The organism is Brevundimonas phoenicis, assembly GCF_047237745.1.
Taxonomy (GTDB): Bacteria; Pseudomonadota; Alphaproteobacteria; order Caulobacterales; family Caulobacteraceae; genus Brevundimonas.
Window position 1 is genome coordinate 1276660 of sequence record NZ_JBDFLN010000001.1, and the last position, 23129, is coordinate 1299788.

At 67.9% G+C, this 23129-nt stretch carries 19 protein-coding genes; 11 read left to right on the plus strand and 8 right to left on the minus strand.

Annotation, left to right across the window (positions count from 1 at the left end; translation table 11 throughout):
- Position 1: 1 nt before the first annotated feature.
- From ABC419_RS06340 to ABC419_RS06350, 3 genes are all read left to right on the plus strand, one after another.
- Positions 2 to 1825: a diguanylate cyclase gene (locus ABC419_RS06340; RefSeq protein ID WP_412875979.1), complete on the plus strand. Its 1824-nt coding sequence runs from the start codon at positions 2 to 4 to the stop codon at positions 1823 to 1825.
- A 58-nt stretch (positions 1826 to 1883) separates the two neighbouring features.
- Entirely contained in the window at positions 1884 to 2579 is a 696-nt protein-coding gene (locus tag ABC419_RS06345) for a helix-turn-helix transcriptional regulator (RefSeq protein WP_200167682.1), read from the plus strand.
- A gap of 70 nt (positions 2580 to 2649) precedes the next feature.
- A complete protein-coding gene (locus ABC419_RS06350) occupies positions 2650 to 3030 on the plus strand; it encodes a VOC family protein (RefSeq protein ID WP_234287710.1) in 381 nt (126 codons plus the stop codon).
- A 91-nt stretch (positions 3031 to 3121) separates the two neighbouring features.
- Here ABC419_RS06350 and mnmA read toward each other — a convergent pair whose 3' ends face one another.
- From mnmA to ABC419_RS06375, 5 genes are all read right to left on the minus strand, one after another.
- Complete coding sequence (mnmA, locus tag ABC419_RS06355) at positions 3122 to 4354, minus strand: tRNA 2-thiouridine(34) synthase MnmA (protein WP_374759225.1); 1233 nt, start codon at positions 4352 to 4354, stop codon at positions 3122 to 3124.
- Positions 4355 to 4464: 110 nt separating this feature from the next.
- Positions 4465 to 4749, minus strand: a complete 285-nt coding sequence (sciP, locus tag ABC419_RS06360) for a CtrA inhibitor SciP (RefSeq protein ID WP_087139603.1) — start codon at positions 4747 to 4749, stop codon at positions 4465 to 4467.
- Positions 4750 to 4935: 186 nt separating this feature from the next.
- Entirely contained in the window at positions 4936 to 6393 is a 1458-nt protein-coding gene (flgE, locus tag ABC419_RS06365) for a flagellar hook protein FlgE (RefSeq protein ID WP_200167680.1), read from the minus strand.
- Between the two features lie 12 nt (positions 6394 to 6405).
- Complete coding sequence (locus tag ABC419_RS06370) at positions 6406 to 7146, minus strand: flagellar hook assembly protein FlgD (protein WP_412875978.1); 741 nt, start codon at positions 7144 to 7146, stop codon at positions 6406 to 6408.
- 3 nt (positions 7147 to 7149) lie between these two features.
- Positions 7150 to 8538, minus strand: a complete 1389-nt coding sequence (locus ABC419_RS06375; RefSeq protein ID WP_412875977.1) for a flagellar hook-length control protein FliK — start codon at positions 8536 to 8538, stop codon at positions 7150 to 7152.
- Positions 8539 to 8935: 397 nt separating this feature from the next.
- Between ABC419_RS06375 and flgK the strand changes: the two genes are divergently transcribed.
- The 6 genes from flgK to ABC419_RS06405 all read left to right on the plus strand — a co-directional run bounded on the left by flgK (position 8936) and on the right by ABC419_RS06405 (position 15657).
- Entirely contained in the window at positions 8936 to 11026 is a 2091-nt protein-coding gene (flgK, locus tag ABC419_RS06380) for a flagellar hook-associated protein FlgK (RefSeq protein WP_412875976.1), read from the plus strand.
- The gene (locus ABC419_RS06385) at positions 11023 to 11970 is read left to right on the plus strand and encodes a flagellin (protein WP_200167676.1); all 948 of its coding nucleotides are present in this window, start codon (positions 11023 to 11025) and stop codon (positions 11968 to 11970) included. Before flgK ends, ABC419_RS06385 begins: the two co-directional genes overlap by 4 nt.
- 206 nt (positions 11971 to 12176) lie before the next feature.
- The gene (locus ABC419_RS06390; protein ID WP_125900073.1) at positions 12177 to 13295 is read left to right on the plus strand and encodes an ABC transporter permease; all 1119 of its coding nucleotides are present in this window, start codon (positions 12177 to 12179) and stop codon (positions 13293 to 13295) included.
- Entirely contained in the window at positions 13292 to 14086 is a 795-nt protein-coding gene (locus tag ABC419_RS06395; RefSeq protein ID WP_200167674.1) for an ABC transporter ATP-binding protein, read from the plus strand. Before ABC419_RS06390 ends, ABC419_RS06395 begins: the two co-directional genes overlap by 4 nt.
- A gap of 15 nt (positions 14087 to 14101) precedes the next feature.
- The gene (locus ABC419_RS06400; RefSeq protein WP_125900075.1) at positions 14102 to 15040 is read left to right on the plus strand and encodes an MlaD family protein; all 939 of its coding nucleotides are present in this window, start codon (positions 14102 to 14104) and stop codon (positions 15038 to 15040) included.
- On the plus strand, positions 15037 to 15657 hold the full coding sequence (locus ABC419_RS06405; protein WP_289647881.1) for an ABC-type transport auxiliary lipoprotein family protein: 621 nt from the start codon (positions 15037 to 15039) through the stop codon (positions 15655 to 15657). The genes ABC419_RS06400 and ABC419_RS06405 overlap by 4 nt, the downstream gene beginning before the upstream one ends.
- An 85-nt stretch (positions 15658 to 15742) precedes the next feature.
- Here the strand turns inward: ABC419_RS06405 and ABC419_RS06410 are convergent, their stop codons facing one another.
- Together ABC419_RS06410 and ABC419_RS06415 are read right to left on the minus strand one after the other, a co-directional pair.
- Positions 15743 to 16393: a 3-oxoacid CoA-transferase subunit B gene (locus tag ABC419_RS06410; protein WP_125900076.1), complete on the minus strand. Its 651-nt coding sequence runs from the start codon at positions 16391 to 16393 to the stop codon at positions 15743 to 15745.
- A gap of 4 nt (positions 16394 to 16397) precedes the next feature.
- On the minus strand, positions 16398 to 17099 hold the full coding sequence (locus ABC419_RS06415) for a CoA transferase subunit A (RefSeq protein ID WP_412875975.1): 702 nt from the start codon (positions 17097 to 17099) through the stop codon (positions 16398 to 16400).
- A gap of 173 nt (positions 17100 to 17272) precedes the next feature.
- Between ABC419_RS06415 and ABC419_RS06420 the strand changes: the two genes are divergently transcribed.
- Positions 17273 to 19738 (plus strand): S9 family peptidase, encoded by a 2466-nt coding sequence (locus ABC419_RS06420; protein WP_412875974.1) that lies wholly within the window; start codon positions 17273 to 17275, stop codon positions 19736 to 19738.
- Here ABC419_RS06420 and ABC419_RS06425 read toward each other — a convergent pair whose 3' ends face one another.
- A complete protein-coding gene (locus tag ABC419_RS06425; RefSeq protein WP_412875973.1) occupies positions 19739 to 20629 on the minus strand; it encodes a LysR family transcriptional regulator in 891 nt (296 codons plus the stop codon).
- Between the two features lie 101 nt (positions 20630 to 20730).
- Between ABC419_RS06425 and ABC419_RS06430 the strand changes: the two genes are divergently transcribed.
- Positions 20731 to 22908: a malate synthase G gene (locus ABC419_RS06430; RefSeq protein ID WP_412875972.1), complete on the plus strand. Its 2178-nt coding sequence runs from the start codon at positions 20731 to 20733 to the stop codon at positions 22906 to 22908.
- Positions 22909 to 23129 lie beyond the last annotated feature (221 nt).

Consider the following 23129-nt stretch of genomic DNA (forward strand, 5'->3'; position numbering starts at 1 on the left):
CATGTTTCAGTCCCTGACGTCCAGGATCGCCGCCGTCAGCGCCCTGGTGGTGATCGCATTACTGGTTCTTGTGGCCGCCCTGGCCGACGCCTCGCGGCAGACCCGCGAGAGCTTCCGCTGGGTGACGCACTCCGCCAAGGTCATCCAGGCGATGGAAGAGACCGTGGCCGGTCTGCGCGACGCGGAGTCGGGCCAGCGCGCCTATGTGCTGACGCGGAATCCGGCCTACGCCCAGTCCTTTGACACGCGGGTTTCGGACTCCTTGCGGGCGTTCGGCGAATTGGTGGAGCTGACGCGGGACAACCCGTCACAACAGGAGCGGGTGCAGGCTCTGGGCGCGCAGCTTTCAGGCCGTATCGAACTGTTGCGTCAGCCTTTGACCCTGGCGCGGAGCGGGGATTTCGCCCAGGCTGAAGCCTTCATCGTCGAGGGGCGTGGATTCGATTCCATGAGCGCCTTCGTGCTGGCGGCGCGAGCGCTGCTGGACGAGGAGCGGGTGGTGCAGGCGCGTCGCGTCGAGGCGGCCGAGCAGCGGCTGGCGCGGGTGCGAGGCCTGGCCCTGATCGGCGGGCCGTTGATCGCCTTCTTCTCCCTGTCGGTGTCCTTCATGGTCATTCGCGGCATTCGCCAGCCGGTGCGCGTCATCACCCGCGCCATGACGGGTCTGGGCGCGGGCGACCTGAACCAGAGGATCGACGGCCGCATGGGCTCGCGCGAGTTCGACCGCCTGGCGCGCGGCTATAACGACATGGCCGATCGTCTGGCGACGGCTGCGAAAGATCAGAGCCGCAGCGAGCGCGAACTGAAGCGCTTGCATGAGGAGCTGCTGTCCAGCGCCCAGACCCTGCGCGAGCGCGGCGAGGTCATCGAACTGCTGGGCGGCATGGCCCATCGGATGCAGGCGGCCCGCACCGATGACGAACTGGCCCAGGTCATCCACGCCTTCGTGCCGCGCGTCCTGCCTGGGCTGCCGGGCGCGCTGTACGCCTACAACAACTCGCGCAATCTTCTGGTCCCGCTGTCGGGCTGGGGCGGGCATGAGGCCGAGACGGAAGGCTTTGCGCCGGATCAGTGCTGGGCCTTGCGTCGAGGGCAGTGCCATTTCGTGTCCGAGCCGGGGGCGGACGTCGTCTGCGGCCATGTGGATCATATGGCGGCGCCCTATCACTGCGAGCCGCTGCTGGCGTCAGGCGAGGTGATCGGCGTCCTGCATCTGGACGGGCTGGTCGAGGCCGAGACGCAGTTCCGCCTCAACGTGCTGGCCGAGAACATCGCCTCGGCCATGGTCAATCAGAAGCTGCAGCGCGACCTGAAGGAGCAGACGATCCGCGATCCGCTGACCGGCCTTTTCAACCGTCGCTACATGGAGGAGGCGCTGGCGCTGGAGGTGGCGCGCGCCGCGCGTTCTGGCGCGCCCCTGTGCGTGGTCATGTGCGACGTGGACCATTTCAAGCGCTTCAACGACGAGTTCGGCCACGACGCGGGCGACGTGGTGCTGCAAGCCGTCGCCGCCGAGCTGGGTCATCGGTTCCGCGACGGCGATATCGTCTGCCGCTACGGCGGCGAAGAGTTCATCATCATCGCGCCGGGCACCACGGCCGAGGCCCTGGCGCCGCGGGTCGAGACCGTGCGCCAGGCCATCGCCGCCATCGCCCTTCGACTGGGCAAGCAGCCGCTGGGCAGCAGCACCATGTCCTTCGGCGTCGCCGAATGGTCCAAGAGCATGGACCGCGACGGCGACGCCCTGGTGCAGGCGGCGGACGCGGCGCTGTACCGCGCCAAGCGAGAAGGCCGTAACCGGGTGGTCCTTCACGCCGCCGCCTGAGAGCCTGGCTGAAATCCATGCTGCCGCTTTCTGGCAGCAAGTCTGCTAAGCTTGCGGCGTGTCCCGTTCCGAACGCCTGCTTGATCTGCTGAACACCCTGCGGCGGCATCGTCGGCCGGTCAGCGGACGCGCGCTGGCGGCCGAGACGGGCGTTTCCCTGCGCACCCTTTATCGCGACATCGCCAGCCTGCAGGCGCAGGGGGCGACGATCGAGGGCGAGCCGGGCGTGGGCTACGTGCTGAAGCCCGGCTATCTGCTGCCGCCGCTGATGTTCACGCCGGAGGAGATCGAGGCCCTGGCCCTGGGTTCGCGCTGGGTGGCCGAGCGGGCGGATGCGCGATTGCGTGATGCGGCCTTGAGCGCCCAGGCGCGGATCGCGGCGGTGGTGCCGCCGGATCTGCGCGACGAGATGGAGGCCTCGGCCCTGTTCATCGGGCCGGGCGCGCCGATCCCCGCCGATGCGGTCGATCCGGCCCAGTTGCGCAAGGCGATCCGCATCGAGCGCAAGTTGAGGCTGAACTATCGCGACGAGGCGGGGACGGCGTCGGACCGAGTGGTCTGGCCCTTCGCCCTGGCCTTCTTCGACCGGGTGCGGCTGCTGATCGGATGGTGCGAGCTGCGCGGCGACTTCCGCAGTTTCCGCACCGACCGCATCGTCGAGGTCGAGGTGCTGGATGCCCGCTATCCCACGCGCAAGGCGGTGTTGCTGAAGCGATGGCACGAGGCCTGCGACCGTCAGGGGCCGCCGCGATGATGCTGACAGAAATTGGCGGTATGGGCGGCTAGGTTCTCCTTCTGTTCAGACAGGCGGAGGGGCCATGACCATGAGCGACGACATTCTGCTGAACGTGGCCGATCCGGGCGCGAGCGCGCATTTCTATGCCGGATTGCTGGGCCGCCGGCCGGTGGAGGCGGGGCCGGACCATGCGGTCTTCCTGCTGGCGCCGGGGCGGACGCTTAGCCTATGGCGCGGGCGAGGCGGGGCGCAGGCGGACCTGCGCATGGAGGCGCCCGCCGTGGTGGACCAACTGCACATCGACTGGTGGGATCGGGGCGCGCGCATCGTCCTGCCGCCCAGCGACATGGACTGCGGCCACGGTTTCGTAGCGCGCGACCCGGACGGCAACTGCCTGAGGGTCTATGCGGCCCATCAGAACCGTCACCCTCGGGCTTGTCCCGAGGGCCCATGGCGGACGTGTGCGTGACCTGAGCGGCTGTCCGTGCGGCTGGCGAATTCAGCGAAAAGCGTGTCGCCGCGCTGGGCCCTCGGGACAAGCCCGAGGGTGACGATAGGGGTTAGACCGCCACGGCCTCTGTCGACTGGATGAAGCCGCCGCCCATCACGCGCTCGTCGTCGGCCGGGTCGTAGAGGACGCAGGCCTGGCCGGGGGCGACGCCTTCTTCGCCCTGATCGAAGACGACCTGCACGGCGCCGTCAATAAAAGCCAGACGGGCGGAGGAGGGCTGTCGCGTCGAGCGGACGCGGGCCAGGACCGGGGCGCCGTCGCGGGCGGCTTCCTCGATGGTGGCCTGATCGCCCAGCCAGTTGGTTTCCTCCAGCGTCAGACGCGCGGTCAGCAGGGCTTCGCGCGGGCCGACGATGACGCGGCGGTTGTCGGGGTCCAGTTTGGTCACGAACAGGGGCTCGCCCACGGCGACGTTCAGCCCTCGGCGCTGGCCGATGGTGTAGTCGGTGATGCCCGAGTGGCGGCCCAGCACCCGGCCGTCCATGTGGACGATGTCGCCGGCCTCGCGCCCCTGCGGCCGCAGGCGATCGATCAGGGTGCGATAGTCGCCGGTCGGCACGAAGCAGATGTCCTGGCTGTCCGGCTTGGCGGCGATCCTCAGGCCCAGGGAGGCGGCGACGCCGCGCACCTGTGGCTTCTCCAGATCGGCGAGAGGAAAGCGCAGATAGTCGAGCTGATCCTGCGTCGTGGCGAACAGGAAGTAGGACTGGTCGCGCGAGTGATCGACCGCCTTGCGCATCTGCGAGCGGTTGCCGTGGGTGGCGCGGCGGACGTAGTGGCCGGTCGCCATCGCCTCGGCGCCCAGATCGCGGGCGACGTCCAGCAGGTCGCGGAACTTCACCGTCTGATTGCAGCGAATACAGGGGACCGGCGTCTGGCCCTTCAGGTATGAATCCGCGAACTGGTCGATCACCGCGTCCTTGAAGCGGCTTTCGTAGTCCAGGACATAGTGCGGGATGCCGATCAGATCGGCGGCCAAACGGGCGTCGTGAATGTCCTGACCGGCGCAGCAGGCGCCCTTCTTCTTCAGCGCCTCGCCGTGATCGTAAAGCTGAAGCGTCACGCCCACGACGTCATAGCCCGCCTTGTGCAGCAGGGCGGCCACGACGGTGGAGTCCACGCCGCCCGACATGGCGGCGACCACGCGCGCGCCCTGCGGCAGGCCGACGGCCAGTCGCACGCTCTCGATCGCGGCGTCCAGGTCGGCTTGCGACATGGGGGCGATGTCGGGAACGGGGCAGAGGATGTCGTCGGTCAGGGCGTCCATGGTCATCGCCGCCATTTAGGCCCTTAGGCGCGCGATTTCGAGGCCTGGTCCGAAACAAGGCGCGCCCCAATGAAAAAGACCGCCCCATTCAGGAGCGGCCCATGATCATACGTCAAGCCGGAAGGCTAGTCGCGATAGCTCTGGATGCGCGTGGTGCGCAAACCCTGCATGCCCCATTTGTCGATGGCCTTCTGCCAGGCCAGGAACTCCTCGGCCGTCAGACGGTATTTGGCCAGGGCGTCCTCCAGGCTGATCAGACCGCCGCGGACGGCGGCCACGACCTCGGCCTTGCGGCGGATGACCCAGCGGTTCGTGTCCGACGGGGGAAGATCCCGCAGGGTCAGGGGCGTGCCCGTCGGGCCGACCACGTACTGTTCGCCGTTACTGTTAAGGCGTCGCTCTTGCAGCATGGGCTTAAGCCTCTCTCACCACCACCATAGACGCACAGGCTAGGGCCCCGCCCGCTAAGGGGCGTTTAAGCGTCGTGGTGAAGGAATGGCTAAAACGCATCCGGCCGGTCCGGCGCGTTCTGCGCCGGCTAAAGGAAGGATTCATCGAGTCTAACGAGACCTTGCTCATGGATTCCCGTTGGCCGATCAGCGCTTGATGTTGATCAGCTCCGCCAGCATCTCGTCGGCGGTGGTGATGATCTTGGACGAGGCCGAATAGGCGCGCTGGGTGGTGATCAGGCCGGTGAACTCGGTCGACAGGTCGACGGTCGAGGCCTCCAGCTGTTGCGCGCCCAGCAGGCCCGCGCCGCCCGTGCCGGGAGCTTTCAGGTTGAAGGTGCCGGAGCTCTGGCTGACGCGGAAGGCGTTGCCGGACACTTCGCTCAGGCTGTCGGCGCTGGGGAAGGTGGCCAGGGCGACCTGGGCGATCTTGCGCATCACGCCGTTGTCGAAGATGGCGGTGACGAAGCCCGCCTCGTCGATCTTCACCTCGGTCAGGTTCCCGAAGGCGGTGCCGTTCGTATAGGTGGCCTGGACGATGGAGGTGCTGTCGTATTGCGTCAGGCCGCCCGCCGAAGCATTCAGGTCGAAGGCGATGGTCTGGGATGCGATGCCCAGCAACGGATCCCAGCCGCCGTCCGGCGTGCTGCCGTCGGCGGGCGCCGTGCCGTCGGACGCCGACAGGCTGATGCTGGCGTTGGTGGGGTCGTCGAACAGGCCGCCGCCGGCGCCGCCCGGCGCGCTCCACGCCTGCATGGCGGCGACATCCAGACGACCGTCCTGGGTGAAGGCGATGCGGCCGGATTTCAGCAGGCCGTTGGCGTTGGTCACCGTGCCTGCGGGCGCGCGGACCTCGGCGTACCACTCGTTGGCGTCCGCGCTCTTCAGGAAGGAGACGGTGATGTTGCGCTGACCGCCCTTGGAGTCGGACACCGGAATGGTGATCTCGAAGTCCGGCTTCACGCCCGTCGCCGGGTCGTTGGCGTACATCGACATGGAGTGGGTGGTCGGGTCATAGGGCGTGACACCGGTCGGGGGCGGATTCTGAGCCGCTTCATTGACCGGCTGGCTGGATTTCAGGTTGGCGTTCAGGCCGACGCGGGTGGTCGGTTCGGCCGCGCCGCCGACGGAGCCGACGTTGATGGTGCGCAGGCGGCTCATGTCAGAGGGGTCGCTGTTGACCACGCCGTCGGCGCTGACCGGCCAGCCCTGGAGATACAGGCCCGAGGTGTTCTGCAGATAGCCCAGGTCGTCGATCTTGAACGCCCCGGCGCGGGTGAACAGGCGCGCGTCCGATAGGGTCAGGTTCTCGGACTTCTCGGTGACGACGAAGAAGCCCTGGCCAGCGATGGCCAGATCGGTGCCCGAGGTGGTGCGCTGAAGCTGGCCTGCCTGGCTGATGAAATGGCGGGCGGCGGCCTGAACGCCGCCAGCGGAGTAGTTGACGCCCGCCGTCTGGGCGTTGACGACGGTGGAGAATTCCGTCGATGCGCGCTTGTAGCCGACGGTGTTCACGTTGGCGATGTTCTGCGAGATCGTCGAAAGGGCCGCGGCGTTCGCGGTCAGGCCGGACACGCCGGCCAGCATGGCGCCGTTAATGCTCATGGCTGGAATTCCTTACGAGAGAAGATTGAAAGGGTTGAGTTTCGAGGCGAGGGCGCTGGCCGCGCCGGCGTCGTCCTCGGGTTTGACGGCGGCCTTCTGTTCTTCCAGCGCGATCAGGCTGGACACCGGCATGATCGAGTTGCCGATGATGACGAAGGGCGTGTTGTCGTACATCTCGACGCCGGTGACGCGACCGCGGATCAGCACCTGGCTGTCGACGGCCTTGCCTGCGCCGTCCTTGGCGACGACCTTCAGCGTATAGACGCCGCCGTCGTCGACCTGGCCGCCTCCGGTGGTCTTTCCGTCCCATTTGAAGTCGTGCATGCCGTTGGTCTTGTCGGGGGCCGGGCCGCTCCAGACCACCTTGCCCGAGGCGTCCAGCACCTGAAGCGTGGCGTCGGTCGCGTCGGCGGCCAGCTCATAGCTCCAGTTGGCCTCGCCGTCTTCGAAGCGGGTCGCGGCCCAGACGGCGGTGGCGTCCTTGCCGATATACTGCGCCGCGCCGGTCAGGCCGTCGCCCTGCTGGACCTTCAGCAGGCCAGTCAGGAGGTCATTGGTCAGCAATTGCTGCTCGACGCCCGCCATCTGGGTCAACTGGGCGGTGAACTCGTTGGAATCCACCGGCGACAGCGGATCCTGGTTCTTCAACTGCGTGGTCAGCAACGACAGGAAGGTCTGGAAGTTGGAGGCCAGCATCTGACCCCCGGCGTTCACCCGGCCCGCGGCGTTGTTGGAAGAGACGGCGTCAACCATCGATCAGACCTTCAGATCGACGCGGTCAGGCGTCAGGGAAAGGGACGTCCAGGCGCTGGGCGGCGGAATGACGGAATCGGCCTCGGCGGCCAGGCGGGCGGCGCCGGAGAAGGCGCGGCGGTCCGGCTGGCGCTCGAACGCGCCGCCGCCGAAGCCGGATGAAGGATCACGCTCTGCGAACTCGAGGTCATCGCGCGACAGCTGCAGCCCCGCGTCCAGAAGTTGACGACGCAGTTCGTCGGCGCGGGCGCGCAGGTCGGCGGCCGCCGCCGGATTGTCGAAGGCCAAACGGGCCGTGACCTGGCCGTCGGACTCGATTTCAAGGCTGACGTCGACCCTGCCCAGGCCTTCGGGCGTCAGGGCCATGTCGAAGCGGGTCGAGCGGCCGTCCAGCTTCTTGATGATCTGGGCGGCGATCTGGGCGGTGGTCTCGACCGTGGCGCGCGACAGCTGGGACAGGCCCAGATCGCGTTGCGCGCCCGGGGCATGAGAGGCGGCTTCGACGGCTGCTTGTTGCGGCGCGATCGGGGCTTCGCCGTCGACCGAGGGCGCGGCGACAGTCGCTGCGGCAGGCGCTTCGACGAGCGTGGGCGCGGCGGTCGGGCGCGCGGCTGGCGCTGACACGGCAGCGTCGACGGAGGTGTCGGCTTGGGCGGGACGATTGGCGGTCGCTTCGGCGCCGCCCGTCGCGGCGGCGGCCTGTATCGCTTCTCGCGCTGAGGCCAGACGTTCGCCCGCGCCCGATCTAAAGCCGGTCACGCCCAGCAAGGCGGCGTCGTGTGCAGAAAGAGACGCCGGTCCAGGACGCGACGACGGCGGCGCGTCCGACGGCTCGTCGCTCTCGGCGGGCGTGGTTTCAAGCGCCGCGTCCGGTTCTGCAAAGGCGGCGGGAATCGTGGCTTTGAGGGCGGCAGGCGCAGCGGCGGAGAGCATCGTCGCGGCTGAGGTCGGTGCGGCCATGGTCGGCGCAGCCGCAGCTGCGGGCTCGACGGCAGGGGCGGCGGGAGCCGCCTCTATAGTCTCGGGGGCGGCCTCGAAAACGGCTTGCGGTGCGGGCGTCGTTGCGGCGGTGAAGGAAGGCTTCGCTTCTGTCGTCGGCGCCGCCGGATCGGCAGGGGCTTGCGGAACGGCGGCCTGTTGCACCGGCGGGGGCGGCGCGAACCAGGCGGGCGGGGCCGCGACGACGACGTCGTCCTCTTTGGCGGGTTCGTCTGGAGCGACGGTTTCGGGCGTCTCGGCGACCGAGACGACGGGCGGCGCGGCCTGCGCTTCTTCCTTCAGCATCAGGTCCGCGAAGACGGCGCTGTCCGTCGCCGCCTCGACGGAGGCGTCGACGCTGGCGCCGCCGGGGGCGGCGGGCGTCAGGACGGACATGAGGCTGACGGCGGACATGCGGGCGGCAGGCGCTTTCGGTCGGTGAGGAGCGGCGCCTGCTGCGCCTGGGTCATTCGGCAGAGCCTCCGCAAGCCTTGGGCCAAGTGTAGGTGGTTCCTGTAATGTGTTGAAATTTATCGATATTAATGGATTTTCGGTCGCCGTTGCCGTGACGTGACGCCGGGCGCTTCTTGCCGCGTTCGTCGCTTTTTGCCGGGCGCGGGCGGCGCCGTTCGACTTGGCCCGCCGCTTGCCTCCCTTGTTGACGAATGCACAGGGGCCGAATGCCGATGTCGAGTAAAATCAAAGAGATGGCTAGAAGGCCGGCTCAATCCGCCGGGCAAGATTTGCGCGGCCGCCTGCAAGGCTTGCCGGGCGTCAGCCTGCGCGTGCGCTGCGGCGTGGGAGACGTCTGATGTCCCTCAACTCGATCATGAACATCGCCACCTCGGGCATGAATGCGGCCCAGACGCAGCTGCGGGTGGTCTCGGACAACGTCTCCAACGTCAACACGCCCGGCTATGTCCGCAAGATCGCCGACCAGCAGTCCTGGGCCAGCCAGGGCGTCGGCGCGGGCGTCGAGATCGCCCGCATCCGTCTGGCCACCGACCGCTTCCTGCAGGCGGCCAGTCTGAACGCCAGCGCCGACGCCGGCCGTCAGACCGTGCGCTATGAGCTTTACGACCGCATCCAGTCGATGTTCGGCGATCCGGGCTCCAACAGCGGCTTCTTTTCGCAGATCGACAGCGTCTTCGCCGCCTTCGCCGCGTCGGCCGAGGATGCGACCTCTGGCCCTCGGCGCCAGGAGGCCATCTGGAAGACGCAGGGCCTGTTCGACGAAGCCGCCCGCATCAACAGCCAGATCCAGTCGGTGCGCGAAGACGCCGACGCCCGCATCAAGAGCGCGGTCGAGACGGCCAACAGCCTGCTGGAGCAGATCGAGAAGCTGAACGTCGAGATCGCCAAGGCCACGGTGATCAATGCGGACTCCTCGGGCGCGCAGACGGCTCAGGCGGCCTTGATCGATCAGCTGTCGGGCCTGATGGACGTTCGCATCACCGGCCGTGCGGTCGGCGGGGTCGAAATCCGCACCGGCGCCGGCATCCTGCTGGCGGGGCAGGGGGCGGCCAAGCTGGACTATGTGCGCGCCGGCGCCGTCTCGGCCGAGACGGTGTTCAACGAGGTCATGGTCATCGAGCCCCCCGCCGGAAAGGCGCGCTCTCTGGCTGAAGGCTTGGGCTCGGGCGAGATCAAGGGGCTGCTGGAGCTGCGCGACGGCGAGGCGCCGGCCACGGCCGAGCGTCTGGCCGAACTGATGTCGCGTCTGGCCGACGAACTGAACCGGGCGCACAACGCCTCATCCGCCGCGCCGCCGCCCAACAGCCTGACCGGCCGCAACATCGGGCAGTCGCTGGAGACCGCCCTGCAGGGCTTCACCGGCCGGACCTCCATCGTCATCACCAATGACCAGGGCGTAGCCCTGCAGAAGATCGACCTGGACCTGGCGACGCTGAATCCGGCGACCTTCCTGGCCGACCTGAACGCCCAGCTGGGGGCCAACGGCAGCGCCAGCTTCGTCGACGGGCGTCTGAAGATAGAAGGCGCGCCCGGAACGGGGGTGGTGGTGGTCGATGATCCGGCCGCGCCCTCGAACAAGGGCGGGCGAGGCTTCTCGCACTTCTTCGGCTTGAACGATCTGATCACCAGCGAGCAGCCGGCGATCTATGAAACGGGCATGACGGGGGCGTCGCAGCACGGCTTTACGCCCGGCGAGACCATCACCTTCCGCTTCAGCGACTCGGCGGGCGCCAAGTTGCGCGACATCGAGGTGGCGGTCCCCCCCGGCGGCGACATGACCAGCCTGCTGGCGGCGCTGAACGACCCGATGACGGGCGCGGGGCGGATGGGGACGTTCAGTCTCAATCCGGCGGGCGAGATGACGTTCACGCCGCGCCCCGGTTCGGGCGCGAACCTGTCGGTGCTTCAGGACCGCACGACCCAGGTTCCTTCGAACGTGTCGATGAGTGAACTGTTCGGTCTGGGCGGGGCGCGCGCCTCGCGGGCCGACGCCTTCTCGATCCGGGCCGACATCGCCCGCGATCCGGCCCTGATGGCCTTCGCCAAGGCCGATGCGACGGGCGGGCTGGGCACGGCCGTGGTCAGCAAGAACGACGCGCGCGGCGCGCGCCTGCTGGCCAGTGCTGGCGAGAACGCCGCTTCCTTCTCGGCGGCGGGCGGGGCGGCGGGCGGCTCCATGTCGCTGGCGCGCTATGCGTCGGAGCTGTCGGGCGAGATCGGCAGCCGAGCCGCCATGGCCAAGAACAACGCCGTCAGCGCCACGGCCCTGGCCAAGGAGGCGACGGCGCGCCGCGTCTCGGTCGAAGGTGTCAACCTGGACGAGGAACTGGTGCTGATGACCACCTATCAGCAAGCCTTTAACGCTTCGGCCCGCATGGTTCAGGCCGCCAAGGACATGTACGACATCCTGCTGGGAATGGTTCGATGACCCGCGTTTCGACCTACGGAAACTATCAGTCGGCCCTGCTTGACCTGATGTCGGCCCAGTCGCGCATGGCGGACGCCCAGCAGAAGGTGAACACCAAGAAGAACGCGACCGATCTGGTCGGTTTCGGTCGGAGCTCCGAGACGGTCAGCGCGCTGAAGTCCAGCCAGACCCGCATCGAGACCTTCATCGACACCAACAAGACCGTCGCGGCGCGGCTGGAGACCCAGGATCTGGCGATGGACCGGGTCGCGGACGCTTCGACGGCGGCGCGTCAGGCCATCGCCGACGCCATCGCCGCCGGGCGGATGGACACGCTGATGGGGACGTTGAACAGCCTGTTCGTGGAGGCTCAGGACGGGCTGAACATGAAGCACCAGGGCAAGTATCTGTTCGGGGGCGGGGTCACGGACCGCGCGGCGGTGGAGTTGCCCGACATCCCCGGCCAGCCGGGGGCCAGCATGATGGCCAAGCTGGCGGCCTTGCCCGACGAGAGCGCCGCCTTCCGCAACGACCAGCTGAAGCAGTCGTCCTGGCTGGACGAGAACGTGTCGATGGACACGGGCTTCCTGGCCGACGCCATCGGCTCTGAGCTGTTCGCCATCTTCCGCGACATCCAGCTGGCCCATGAGGCGGCGCCGCTGGACGGCCAAATGACGGACGCTCAGAAGACCTTCCTGACCACGCAGATGGGCCGCTTCGAGGCGGCGGCGAAAGGGGTGGTCGAGTTGCAGGCCGCCAACGGCGGGATGCAGAACCGTGTCGACCGTCTGCTGGAGTCCCAGGAGGCGCGCAAGATTTCGATCGACACCATCCTGTCCGGCAAGACCGACGCCAACATGGCCGAAGCCGTCACCGAACTGGAGCTGGCGCAGATCTCCCTGCAGGCGTCGGCCCAGGTGGTCAGCCAGCTTCGCCAGGTCTCCCTGCTCGACTATCTGCGCTAGGTCTTTTCACGCCGCCGTCATTCGCGGGACGCTGAACGAAAAACGCCCGACGACGTTCACAAAGCTGCGCCGTGACGGGAGGGCCTTGGCTTGCGTCGAGCAACGCCGGAAGAGATCGAGTTTTGTCATCAGTCGTTGACGCGACGCGAAAATCAGAGCTTTAAGCGGCGTATGCGAGCAGGCGGGCCTGTGTCAGTGTCGGATTCATGAATCGGGCGGACTTCCAGATTGACGAACACCAGGACGGTCAGGCGCGCTTGCGGCTGGCCGGCGACTGGTCGACCGTCGCCGTCGGCCGCCTGGGCGATCGGCTGAAGACCGAGCTGGACGGTCGAGCCGTGACGGCGCTGGACCTGGATGATCTGGGTCGTTTCGACACCGCCGGCGCCCTGGCCGTGGCCCAGGCCATGAGCCGCCCTATCCCTGAATCCGCCTGGTCCGCACGCCCCGAAGCCGGGCGCCTGTATCGCATGGTGGCCAAGCTGGACTGCATGACGGCCGAGCCGCCGCGCCGCTCGGCTCCCATGACGCGCGGCTTCGCCAAGGTCGGGCGCGGGGTCTATGATTTCGGCGCCGAGGCCATGCTGTCGCTGGCCTTCCTGGGCCGTCTGATGGCCGCAGTGCTGACCACGCTGAAGCATCCCGGCCGCATCCGCTGGGCCGCCTGGTTCAGCCAGGCGGAGCGCACGGGTCTGGACGCCATTCCGATCGTGGTGGTGACCAACTTCTTCATCGGCGCCGTGGTGGCCTTCATCGGCGTGGACCTGCTGACCCAGTTCGGGGCGGGGGTCTTCGCCGTGCAACTGATCGGCGTCGCCGTCTTCCGCGAGTTCGCCGTGGTCATCACCGCCGTGCTGCTGGCGGGTCGTTCGGCCTCGTCCTTCGCCGCCGAGATCGGCTCCATGCGCATGACGCAGGAGGTGGACGCCATGCAGGTCATGGGCGTCGATCCCTTCCAGGCCCTGGTGATCCCACGCCTGGCGGCGCTGCTGGTCATGCTGCCGCTGCTGACCTTCCTGGCCATGATGGGCGGCCTGCTGGGCGGGGTGCTGGTGTCGTGGAGCCAGCTGAACCTGGGCCCGGCCTTCTTCTTTCAGCGGCTGGTCGAGGACGGCTATATGCCGACGCACATGATGGTCGGCCTGATCAAGGCGCCGGTCTTCGCCCTGGTGGTCGCGGCCATCGGCTGCCGTCAGGGCATGTCCGTGGCGGGCGACGTCGAGAGCCTGGGGCGCCGGGTGACGGCGGCGGTGGTACAGGCGATCTTCGCCATCATCCTGCTGGACGCCGTCTTCGCCCTGATCTTCATCGAGCTGAAGATATGACGGACGAGACGCATAAACCGGACGACCGCGAGGCCGTCATTCAGGTGCGGGGCCTGCTCAGCCAGTTCGGCGACCGGGTGATCCATCAGGATCTGGACCTGGACGTGATGCGCGGCGAAGTGCTGGGCGTCGTCGGCGGGTCAGGCACCGGCAAGACCGTGCTGCTGAACTCCATCATCGGCCTGAAGGAGCCGGAGGGCGGGGAAGTCCGTCTGTTCGGCGAGGATCGTGCGGCCATGACCAAGGCCGAGGCGGCCGCCGTCGAGCGGCGCACCGGCGTCCTGTTCCAGCAGGGGGCGCTGTTCTCGTCCCTGACGGTGCTGGAGAACGTGGCCTCGCCGCTGGTCGAGCATACGAAGCTGTCCAAGTCGACGATCCGCGAGCTGGCCGAGATGAAGGTGGCCATGGTGGGCCTCAAGCCCGAGGCCCTCTATCTGAAGCCGGCTGAGCTGTCGGGCGGGATGCGGAAGCGCGTCGGCCTGGCCCGCGCTCTGGCGCTGGACCCCGAACTGGTCTTCCTCGACGAGCCGACGGCCGGGCTGGACCCGATCGGGGCGGCGGCGTTCGATGATTTGATCCGTCAGCTGTCGGACGATCTGGGGCTGACGGTCTTCATGATCACCCACGACCTCGACAGCCTTTACGCCATCTGCGACCAGGTGGCCGTGCTGGCGGACAAGCATGTGGTGGCCAAGGCGCCGGTCGCCGAGCTGGAACGCTCGGACCACCCTTGGATCAAGGAATACTTCCTGGGGCCGCGCGGACGCGCCGCCCACAAGAGCGCGGCCTGAGGAGGGCGCGAAACGATGGAAAGAGACGCCCATTACGCCGCCGTCGGCATCGCCACAGTCGCCCTCATGCTGGCGCTGGCGGTGTTCACCATCTGGCTGGCCCGGTTGCAGTTCAACAAGGACTTCGACGTCTATGACATCGTCTTCTACGGCCCGGTGCGCGGCCTGTCGGAAGGCGGCGAGGTGCACTTCAACGGCATCCGCGTCGGCGAGGTGACCAACCTGAATCTGGATCCGAAGAAGGGCGATCAGGTCATCGCCCGCGTGCGGCTGAACGGCACGACGCCGGTGCGCGTGACCTCGCGCGCCCAGTTGGAGCCGCAGGGCATCACCGGCCTGAACTATATTCAGATCACTGCCGGTTCGCCGGACAGCCCCATTCTGAAGGATCAGTATCCCGACCATGTCGTGCCGGTGATCCAGAGCCAGCCCAGCCCCATCGCCGAGCTGCTGAGCGGATCGGGCACGGTGCTGGCGCAGACCGTGGACGCCCTGAACCGCATCAACCGCGTGATGTCGGACGACAACATCCGCAGCTTCTCGACCAGCGTGAAGAACGTCGAGGCCCTGACCGCCGAGCTGGAGGCCCGCAAGGGCATGTTCCAACAGCTTGAAGAGACCATCACCAAGGCCAACGCCGCCGTCGGCGAATATCAGGCCCTGGGCGCGAGCGCGCGCCAGATGGTCGACACCGACGGCAAGCAAGCCATCGCCAACATCAACGCCGCGACGCGCGAGGCCCAGGCCGCCATCGCCTCAATCAACCGTTCGGCGACAGGACTGGAAGGTCCGCTGGGCGACTTCGGCACGCAGACCGTGCCGCAACTCAACGACACCATCCGACAACTGGATCAGGCGACGCGCTCGCTGCAGTCGCTGATCGACAATGTGCGTGAAAGCCCGCGCGACTTCATCGCCAAGGCGCCGTCCAAGGAAATCGAGGTGCAGCCGTGATCCGTTCTACCTTCATGATCGCTGCGGCGTCGGTCGCCTTGTCGGGTTGCGCCTTGTTGTCGTCGCCCGATCCGGTTCAGCTGTATCGCTTCGGCGGGGCCTCGGCCTATGCCGGGACGGGCGCGACCTCGGCCTGCCCGGACGTTCACGTCTCCATGCGCCGGGTAGACTTCCCCGAGGCGGCGCGCGGTGATCGCATCCTGGCCGTCACCGGGGCTGAGGCGGCCTATATCAAGGGCGCACGCTGGGTGTCGCCGGCCGAGACCCTGTTCGAGGAAGCGCTGCGCAACGCCTTTCTGGACGGCGGCACCTGCACCGTCCTGAGCAGCGGACCGCTGTCGCGCAACGGCTTGCTGCTGAGCGTGGACGTGCGCCGCTTCGAGGCGGCCTACGCCGCGCCGGGCGGCGTGCCGGATGCGAACATTGTGGTGCTGCTGCGTCTGTTCCGCATGAGCGACCGCAGCCTTGTCGTCGAGGACCGCATCACGGTGCGCGAAAGCGCAGGCGAGAACCGCCAGTCGGCCATCGTCGCCGCCTTCGACCGCGCCACGGCCGAGGCCAGCCGCCAGATCGTCCTGTGGACCGACCAGCAGGGCTTCCAGGCGACGCGGGACTAGATCGCTTCTGCCTCCGACGTGAGCATGAAAAACCCCGGCGGCCTCGCGGTCGCCGGGGTTTTGCGTTGCGGGCGGGGCTGGCGGCTCAGCCCAGGTTCGCCGCCACCGTGTAGTCGGCCTCGGTCTTGGCCGCGACCTCGTCCAGCGTAACGCCGTCGGCCAGTTCGATCAGCTCCAGCCCCGAACCGTCCGGCTTGACGTCGAAGACGGCCAGATCGGTGATGATGCGGCTGACTACGCCCGTGCCCGTCAGCGGCAGTGTACAGGCTTTCAAGACCTTGGACTGGCCGTGCTTGTTGGCGTGATCCATGACCACGACCACGCGCTTGACGCCCGCGACCAGGTCCATCGCCCCGCCCATGCCCTTCACCAGCTTGCCGGGGATCATCCAGTTGGCGATGTCGCCGTTCTGGGCAACTTCCATCGCGCCGAGGATCGACAGGTTGATGTGGCCGCCGCGGATCATGGCGAAGCTGTCCGAGGAGCTGAAATAGCTGCTCTCGGGGATTTCGGTGATCGTCTGCTTGCCGGCGTTGATCAGGTCGGGGTCTTCCTCGCCCTCATAGGGGAAGGGGCCCATGCCCAGCATGCCGTTCTCCGACTGCAGGGTCACGACCATGCCCTCGGGGATGTAGTTGGCCACCAGGGTCGGAATGCCGATGCCCAGGTTCACATAGAAGCCGTCCTGCAGTTCCTTGGCGGCGCGCTCGGCCAGTTGTTCGCGAGTACGAGCCATTGGATTAAGCCTCCCGTTGACGAACAGTGCGCTGTTCGATGCGCTTTTCGGACACGGTCTGGATCAGGCGGTCGACATAGACGCCCGGCGTATGGATGTGGTCGGGGTCCAGCGAGCCGACGGGGACGATTTCCTCGACCTCGACCAGCGTGATCTTGCCGGCCGTGGCCATCATCGGGTTGAAGTTGCGCGCCGTCTTGCGGAACACCAGATTGCCGCGCTCATCGGCCTTCAACGCCTTGACGATGGACAGGTCGGCGACCAGTCCCGTCTCCATGACGTACTTGCGGCCGTCGAAGTCGCGCACTTCCTTGCCTTCGGCGACCAGGGTGCCGACGCCGGTGGCGGTGAAGAAGGCGGGGATGCCTGCGCCGCCCGCGCGGATGCGCTCGGCCAGGGTGCCCTGCGGGTTAAACTCCAGCTGCAGCTCGCCGGCCAGATACTGGCGCTCGAACTCCTTGTTCTCGCCGACGTAGGACGAGATCATTTTCGCGATCTGGCGCGTCTCCAGCAGCTGGCCCAGGCCGAAGCCGTCCACGCCCGCATTGTTGGAGATGACGGTCAGCCCTTTCACGCCCGTGTCGCGCAGGCCCGCGATCAGGTTCTCGGGAATGCCGCACAGGCCGAAGCCGCCGGACATGACGGTCATGCCGTCGAATGTCAGCCCCTCCAGCGCGGACTTCACGTCAGCGTAAATCTTGCCCATCGGACTCCCTTTTTCACCATCTGATGAATATCGCGATCTCTTCCGTCCTTAAAGCGGGCCGGGAAGAGGGGCAAGCGGCAAGCGCGACGCAGGGGAAGGCTGAGCGGTTGACCCCACGTCACAAGAGCGACACACCTAGCGTCACAGAAGACTCGTCTCAGTGGGGAAATTTCATGCGCAATCGACTGATGAAGGCCGCCTTGCCCGCCCTGGTGCTGGCCGCGGCCGTGCCGGCCCTGGCTCTGCCCGCCGCCGCCCTCGCCCAGAACGCGGCTCCGACCTACCAGCAGCCGCCGCAGCCGATCGCCCAGATACTGGACGCCAAGCCCAACCCCGGCGTCAGCGTCAGCCCGGATCGCAAGACCCTGCTGCTGACCGACCGCTCAAACCTGCCCAGTATCGCAGAACTGTCCGAGCCGATGCTGCGACTGGCCGGCTATCGCATCAACCCTCGCAACAACGGCCCGGCCAACAGCCGCGTTTCGTGGCTGACGGGGCTCAGCTTCCAGTCGATCGACGGCGGCCCCGCGCGGCCCGTGTCGGGTCTGCCCGCCAATGCGCGCCTGACGAACACCAGCTGGGCGCCGGACGGCAAGACGGTCGCCTTCCTCGTCAACGTGCCCGGCGGACTGGAACTGTGGGTTGCTGACGTCGCCCAGGCCAAGGCGCGCAAGTTGAACGGACCGATGGTTAACGCGGCCTCAGGCGCGGGCTTCTCGTGGCTGCCGGACTCGTCTGGCCTGCTGGTCCTGGCCGTTCCAGCCGGTCGCGGCGTGGCGCCGAACGTCGAGCATCCGCCCGAAGGCCCCATCGTGGCCGAGACGGGCGGCCGCGCCGCCCCGGTCCGCACCTATCAGGATCTGTTGTCCAATGCGGGCGACGAGGCCCTGTTCGACTATTATTTCACCAGCCAGCCGACCGTGGTGTCGCTGAACGGCCGCGCCCGCACTGTGGGCCAGCCGGGCGTCATCCTGGGCGTCTCGAACTCGCCGGATGGCCGCTACATCCTGCAAACGCGGGTGAAGAAGCCCTACAGCTATGTCGTGCCGGCCAGTCTGTTCCCGTCTGAAATTATCGTCACCGACCTGAACGGCCGCGAGGCGCATCGCGTCGCCGACCTGCCGTTGCGGGACAATGTGCCGACGCCGTTTGACGCGGTGGCGCCGGGGCCGCGTTCGGTCCAGTGGCGAGCGGACGCCGACGCCACCCTGGTCTGGACCGAGGCTCAGGACGGCGGCGATCCGCGCACCGCCGCCGAGGTGCGCGACCGCGTCTTCATGCTGCGCGCGCCGTTCAACGACCGGGCGCAGACTCTGCTCGACCTCAAAGAACGCTACGCCGGAACCACCTGGGGCCGCGACGACGTCGCCATCGTCAACAGCCGCTGGTTCAACACCCGCCATGAGACCCGCACCCTGGTCGACCCGTCGAATCCGGGGCAGGGTCGCGTCCTGGTCGATCGCAACTATCAGGACCGCTACAACGATCCGGGCTCGGTGATGACCGAACCGAACGCGCGCGGCCGCTCGGTCATGCGCTTCAACGCCGACGGCTCAAAGGTCTTCGTCGAGGGCGACGGCGCCACGCGCCAGGGTCAGTATCCTTTTCTTGACTTGATGGACCTGAAGACCGGCGAAACGGAGCGTCTGTGGCGCTCGGCGCAGGGCGAGTATGAGACCGTGGTCGGCGTGCTGGACGAGAATGGCCGCAAGCTGGTCACCTACCGCGAAAGCCGCACTGATCCGGCCAACTTGCGGGTGCGCGACCTGGATGGCGGCGTGACGGCCCTGACCGCCTTCCCGGACCCTGCGCCGCAACTGGCCGGTGTCAGCCGAGAGCTGATCACCTATACCCGCGACGACGGCGTGCAGCTGTCAGGCACGCTGTATCTGCCGGCTGGTTACGACAAGGGCCGCGACGGCCCGCTGCCGTTGCTGATGTGGGCCTATCCAGCCGAGTTCACGGATGCCGCCGTGGCGGGGCAGGTCGTGGATACCGACAACCGCTTCGTGCGGCCCGGCGGCTCCAGCCACCTGTTCCTGCTGACCCAAGGCTACGCCATCCTGGACAACCCGACGATGCCGATCATAGGCCGCGACGGGGCCGAGCCGAACGACACCTACATCGAGCAACTGTCGGCAAGCGCCAAGGCGGCGGTCGACGCCGTCGTGGCCTTGGGCGTGGCGGATCGCGAACGCATCGCCGTGGGCGGGCACAGCTACGGCGCCTTCATGACGGCGAACCTGTTGGCGCACACCGACCTGTTCAAGACCGGCATCGCGCGCTCGGGCGCCTACAACCGCACCCTGACGCCCTTCGGCTTCCAGGCGGAGCAGCGGTCCTATTGGGAGGCGACCGAGACCTATAACGCCATGTCGCCCTTCACCTACGCCAACAAGGTGAACGAGCCGATCCTGCTGATCCACGGCGAGGCGGACGCCAACTCGGGCACCTTCCCGATTCAGACGGAACGCTTCTACGCCGCGCTGAAGGGCAACGGCGCCACGGCGCGCTATGTCGTTCTTCCCAAGGAGGATCACGGCTATCGCGCGCGGGAATCGGTCGGCCACACCCTGTACGAGATGGGCGCCTGGCTGGATCGCTGGATGAAGCCGACGGCGACCGCTGGACAGGAGTGATCAGCGATCCCACTCCGGCGTCTCTCCGTAGAGGCCGGACAGGAATTCGATGAAGGCGCGGACGCGGGTTTCGGCCCGCGCCCGCCCGGCCGTCAGGGCGAAGATCGCCACGTCCGACGATCCGGCATACTGCGGCAGCACTGCCTTCAGCCGCCCGTCGCGCAGTTCGTCGCCGACGTCCCAGGTCGAGCGCAGGGCGACGCCGCCGCCCGCCAGGGCCAGCTCGCGCGCCACTTCGCTTGAGTTAGTGCGCACCCGGCTGCGGGCGCGGAAGACGACGGGGCCTTCTGGGCCTTCCAGCCGCCAGGTCGACTGGTTCTCGGCCGCCAGCTGGGCGTGGCGGCGCAGGTCGTCCAGACTGTCCGGCGCGCCGTGCTCGGCCAGATAGGCGGGCGAGGCGCACAGCACCCGCCGGTTCGGCGCCAGACGATGCATCCGCGGGTTGTCCGCCTCATAGCCGCCGATCCGCACCGCCACGTCCACGTCCTCGGCCATCAGGTCCACGAAGGCGTCGGTCAGGTTCAGCTCCAGCGTCAGGCGGGGCTGGGCCGCCAGGAAGGGCTGCAGCAAGGGCGCCAGCCGCCGCCGTCCGAACGAGGTCGGCGCCGAGACGCGCAGCAGGCCGCGCGCCTGCGTCGTGCGGCGCGACACCACGGCCTCCAGATCCTCGACCCCTTCCAGCAGTTGCGCCGCGCGGTCATAGACCAGCCGTCCCGCCTCGGTCGGGGCTAGACGGCGCGAGGTGCGCTCGATCAGCCGCACGCCCAGCCGGTCCTCCAGCCGCGCCAGCCTGCGCGAGGCCACGGCGGGCGACAGGTCCAGCCGCCGCGCGGCGGCGGACAGGCTGCCTTCCTCTAGCGCACGGACGAAGATTTCATACTCGGCCAGCATGGCGGGGTCTCGTCATTGCATATTTGGCAAAGATAGACGCCTTCCTTAGCCGTGGATAGCGCGCGCCGCGCGGCCTACTCTTCAGCCTGAAGGAGACCGCCATGTTCGACGCCCCCAAGACCCCCGCTGACGCCTATGTCCGCCACGGCAGCCTGAAGGTCGCCGCCGAGCTTGACGCCTTCGTTCGCGATCAGGCGGCGCCGGATTCGGGCGTCAGCGCTGACGCCTTCTGGGCCGGTGTCGAGGGACTGCTGGCTCAGTTTAGCCGCCGCAACCGCGACCTTTTGGAACGCCGCGACCAGTTGCAGAGCAAGCTGGATGACTGGCACCGCGCCTATCCGGGCCAGCCGGATCAGGCGGCCTATCAGGCCTATCTGCGCGAGATCGGCTATATCGAGCCAGAGCGCGACGGCGTGCGGGCCGAGACGGCGAACGTCGACCCCGAGATCGCGACCATGGCCGGGCCGCAATTGGTCGTGCCCCTGACCAATGCCCGTTATCTGCTGAACGCCGCCAATGCGCGCTGGGGCAGCCTGTACGACGCGCTTTACGGCACCGATGCGCTGGGCGAGGCGCCGAAGGCGGGCGGCTATGACGTCGAGCGCGGCGCCAGGGTCATCGCCCGCGCCCGCGCCCTTCTGGATCAGGCGGCGCCGCTGGTGACCGGATCGCACGCTCAGGCTGTGGCCTATCGGGTCGAGCATGGCCGGTTGATCGTGACGCTGGACGGCGGGCTGGAGACGGGGCTGGCCAGCGCGGATGTGTTCGCGGGCTATTCGGGTAAGGCCGACGCGCCGTCGGGGGTTCTGCTGCGCCACAACGGCCTGCATCTGGAGATCGTGATCGACCGCGCGCACCGCATCGGCCGCGACGACCCGGCGGGCGTCGCCGATGTCGTCGTCGAGGCGGCCCTGTCGGCCATCGCCGACGCCGAGGACAGCGTCGCCGCCGTCGACGCGGCGGACAAGCGACTGGTCTACGCCAACTGGCTGGGCCTGATGCGCGGCGATCTTCAGGCTGATTTCCAGAAGGACGGCCGCACGGTCGAGCGGCGGCTGAACCCTGACCGCGTCTATACGGCGCCCGATGGATCGCGGCTGGCGATCAAGGGACGCAGCCTGATGCTGGTGCGTAATGTCGGCCTGCACCTGACGACCGACGCCGTGCTGGACGCCCACGGGCGCGAGACGCCCGAGCATCTGCTGGATATCGCCATGACGGGCCTGATCGGCCTGCACGACCTGCGCCGTCCGGCCGAGGCGCGCAACAGTCCGGCGGGCTCGGTCTATGTGGTGCGGCCCAAGATGCACGGCTCGGATGAAGTGGCCTTCGCCGACGAACTGTTCGGCGCGGTTGAGACTATGCTGGGCCTGCCCGCCCTGACGCTGAAGATGGGCATCATGGACGAGGAGCGCCGCACCAGCGTCAATCTGATGAACTGCATCGCGGCGGCGAAGGGCCGGGTGGTCTTCATCAACACCGGCTTCCTGGATCGCACCGGCGACGAGATCCACACGGTGATGGAAGGCGGCCCCGTCGTCCGCAAGGAGGCGGTGCGCGAGACCGGCTGGATCAAGGCGTATGAAGACCGCAACGTCGATATCGGCCTGAAGGCGGGCCTGTCGGGCCGGGGCCAGATCGGCAAGGGGATGTGGGCCGCGCCGGACCGCATGGGCGACATGCTGGCGGCCAAGGCGGGCCATCCGCGCGCGGGCGCTTCGACGGCGTGGGTTCCGTCGCCGACGGCGGCGACGCTTCACGCCCTGCATTATCATGAGGTCGATGTCTGGGCGCGTCAGGCCGAAATCGCCACGCGCGCGCCGACCGGCCTGACGCCTCTGCTGACCCCGCCGTTCGCGACCGGAACGCCGGGCGCCGACGAGATCCGGCAGGAGCTGGACAACAATGCGCAGGGCATTCTCGGCTACGTCGTGCGCTGGGTAGATCAGGGCATCGGCTGCTCCAAGGTGCCGGACATTCACGATGTGGGCCTGATGGAGGACCGGGCGACGCTGCGCATCTCCAGCCAGCACTTGGCCAACTGGCTGCGCCACGGCGTCACGACCGAGGACGAGGTCATTGAGGCGTTGAAGCGCATGGCCGTGGTGGTGGATCGTCAGAACGCGGGCGATGCGGACTATCGTCCTCTGGCGCCGGGCTATGAGGGGCCCGCGTGGCAGGCGGCCTGCGATCTGGTGTTCAAGGGCAGGGAACAGCCGAACGGCTATACCGAGCACCTGCTGACCCACTGGCGCCGTAAGGCCAAGGCGCAGGGCTGAGGCGCTACGCATGAAGCTCTCCCCCTCGATGGGGGAGGGTCGGGTGGGGGTGTCGGCTGCCGGTGTGCAGGAAGGGGGGAGACGCGGCGTCTCATGCATCTGTGCGGCGTCGGTCGCGTTCTCCCCCCCCCCATCCCCGGCCCTTCCCCCATCGAGGGGGAAGGGGGAATTGAAAAAGGGGCGCGACCGGCAGGCCGCGCCCCTTCTGTTCAGGTGGGGGA

Excerpts from the sequence above, each read along its gene's own strand:
- ABC419_RS06340 (WP_412875979.1), top strand. The coding sequence starts at position 2 with ATGTTTCAGTCCCTGACGTCCAGGATCGCCGCCGTCAGCGCCCTGGTG.
- ABC419_RS06410 (WP_125900076.1), bottom strand. The coding sequence starts at position 16,393 with ATGGCTCGTACTCGCGAACAACTGGCCGAGCGCGCCGCCAAGGAACTG.
- mnmA (WP_374759225.1), bottom strand. The coding sequence starts at position 4,354 with ATGGCGGCGATGACCATGGACGCCCTGACCGACGACATCCTCTGCCCC.
- ABC419_RS06390 (WP_125900073.1), top strand. The coding sequence starts at position 12,177 with ATGAATCGGGCGGACTTCCAGATTGACGAACACCAGGACGGTCAGGCG.
- ABC419_RS06430 (WP_412875972.1), top strand. The coding sequence starts at position 20,731 with ATGTTCGACGCCCCCAAGACCCCCGCTGACGCCTATGTCCGCCACGGC.
- ABC419_RS06385 (WP_200167676.1), top strand. The coding sequence starts at position 11,023 with ATGACCCGCGTTTCGACCTACGGAAACTATCAGTCGGCCCTGCTTGAC.
- flgE (WP_200167680.1), bottom strand. The coding sequence starts at position 6,393 with ATGAGCATTAACGGCGCCATGCTGGCCGGCGTGTCCGGCCTGACCGCG.
- ABC419_RS06370 (WP_412875978.1), bottom strand. The coding sequence starts at position 7,146 with ATGGTTGACGCCGTCTCTTCCAACAACGCCGCGGGCCGGGTGAACGCC.
- ABC419_RS06395 (WP_200167674.1), top strand. The coding sequence starts at position 13,292 with ATGACGGACGAGACGCATAAACCGGACGACCGCGAGGCCGTCATTCAG.
- flgK (WP_412875976.1), top strand. The coding sequence starts at position 8,936 with ATGTCCCTCAACTCGATCATGAACATCGCCACCTCGGGCATGAATGCG.
- ABC419_RS06420 (WP_412875974.1), top strand. The coding sequence starts at position 17,273 with ATGCGCAATCGACTGATGAAGGCCGCCTTGCCCGCCCTGGTGCTGGCC.
- ABC419_RS06425 (WP_412875973.1), bottom strand. The coding sequence starts at position 20,629 with ATGCTGGCCGAGTATGAAATCTTCGTCCGTGCGCTAGAGGAAGGCAGC.
- ABC419_RS06375 (WP_412875977.1), bottom strand. The coding sequence starts at position 8,538 with ATGTCCGCCGTCAGCCTCATGTCCGTCCTGACGCCCGCCGCCCCCGGC.
- sciP (WP_087139603.1), bottom strand. The coding sequence starts at position 4,749 with ATGCTGCAAGAGCGACGCCTTAACAGTAACGGCGAACAGTACGTGGTC.
- ABC419_RS06415 (WP_412875975.1), bottom strand. The coding sequence starts at position 17,099 with ATGGGCAAGATTTACGCTGACGTGAAGTCCGCGCTGGAGGGGCTGACA.
- ABC419_RS06400 (WP_125900075.1), top strand. The coding sequence starts at position 14,102 with ATGGAAAGAGACGCCCATTACGCCGCCGTCGGCATCGCCACAGTCGCC.
- ABC419_RS06350 (WP_234287710.1), top strand. The coding sequence starts at position 2,650 with ATGAGCGACGACATTCTGCTGAACGTGGCCGATCCGGGCGCGAGCGCG.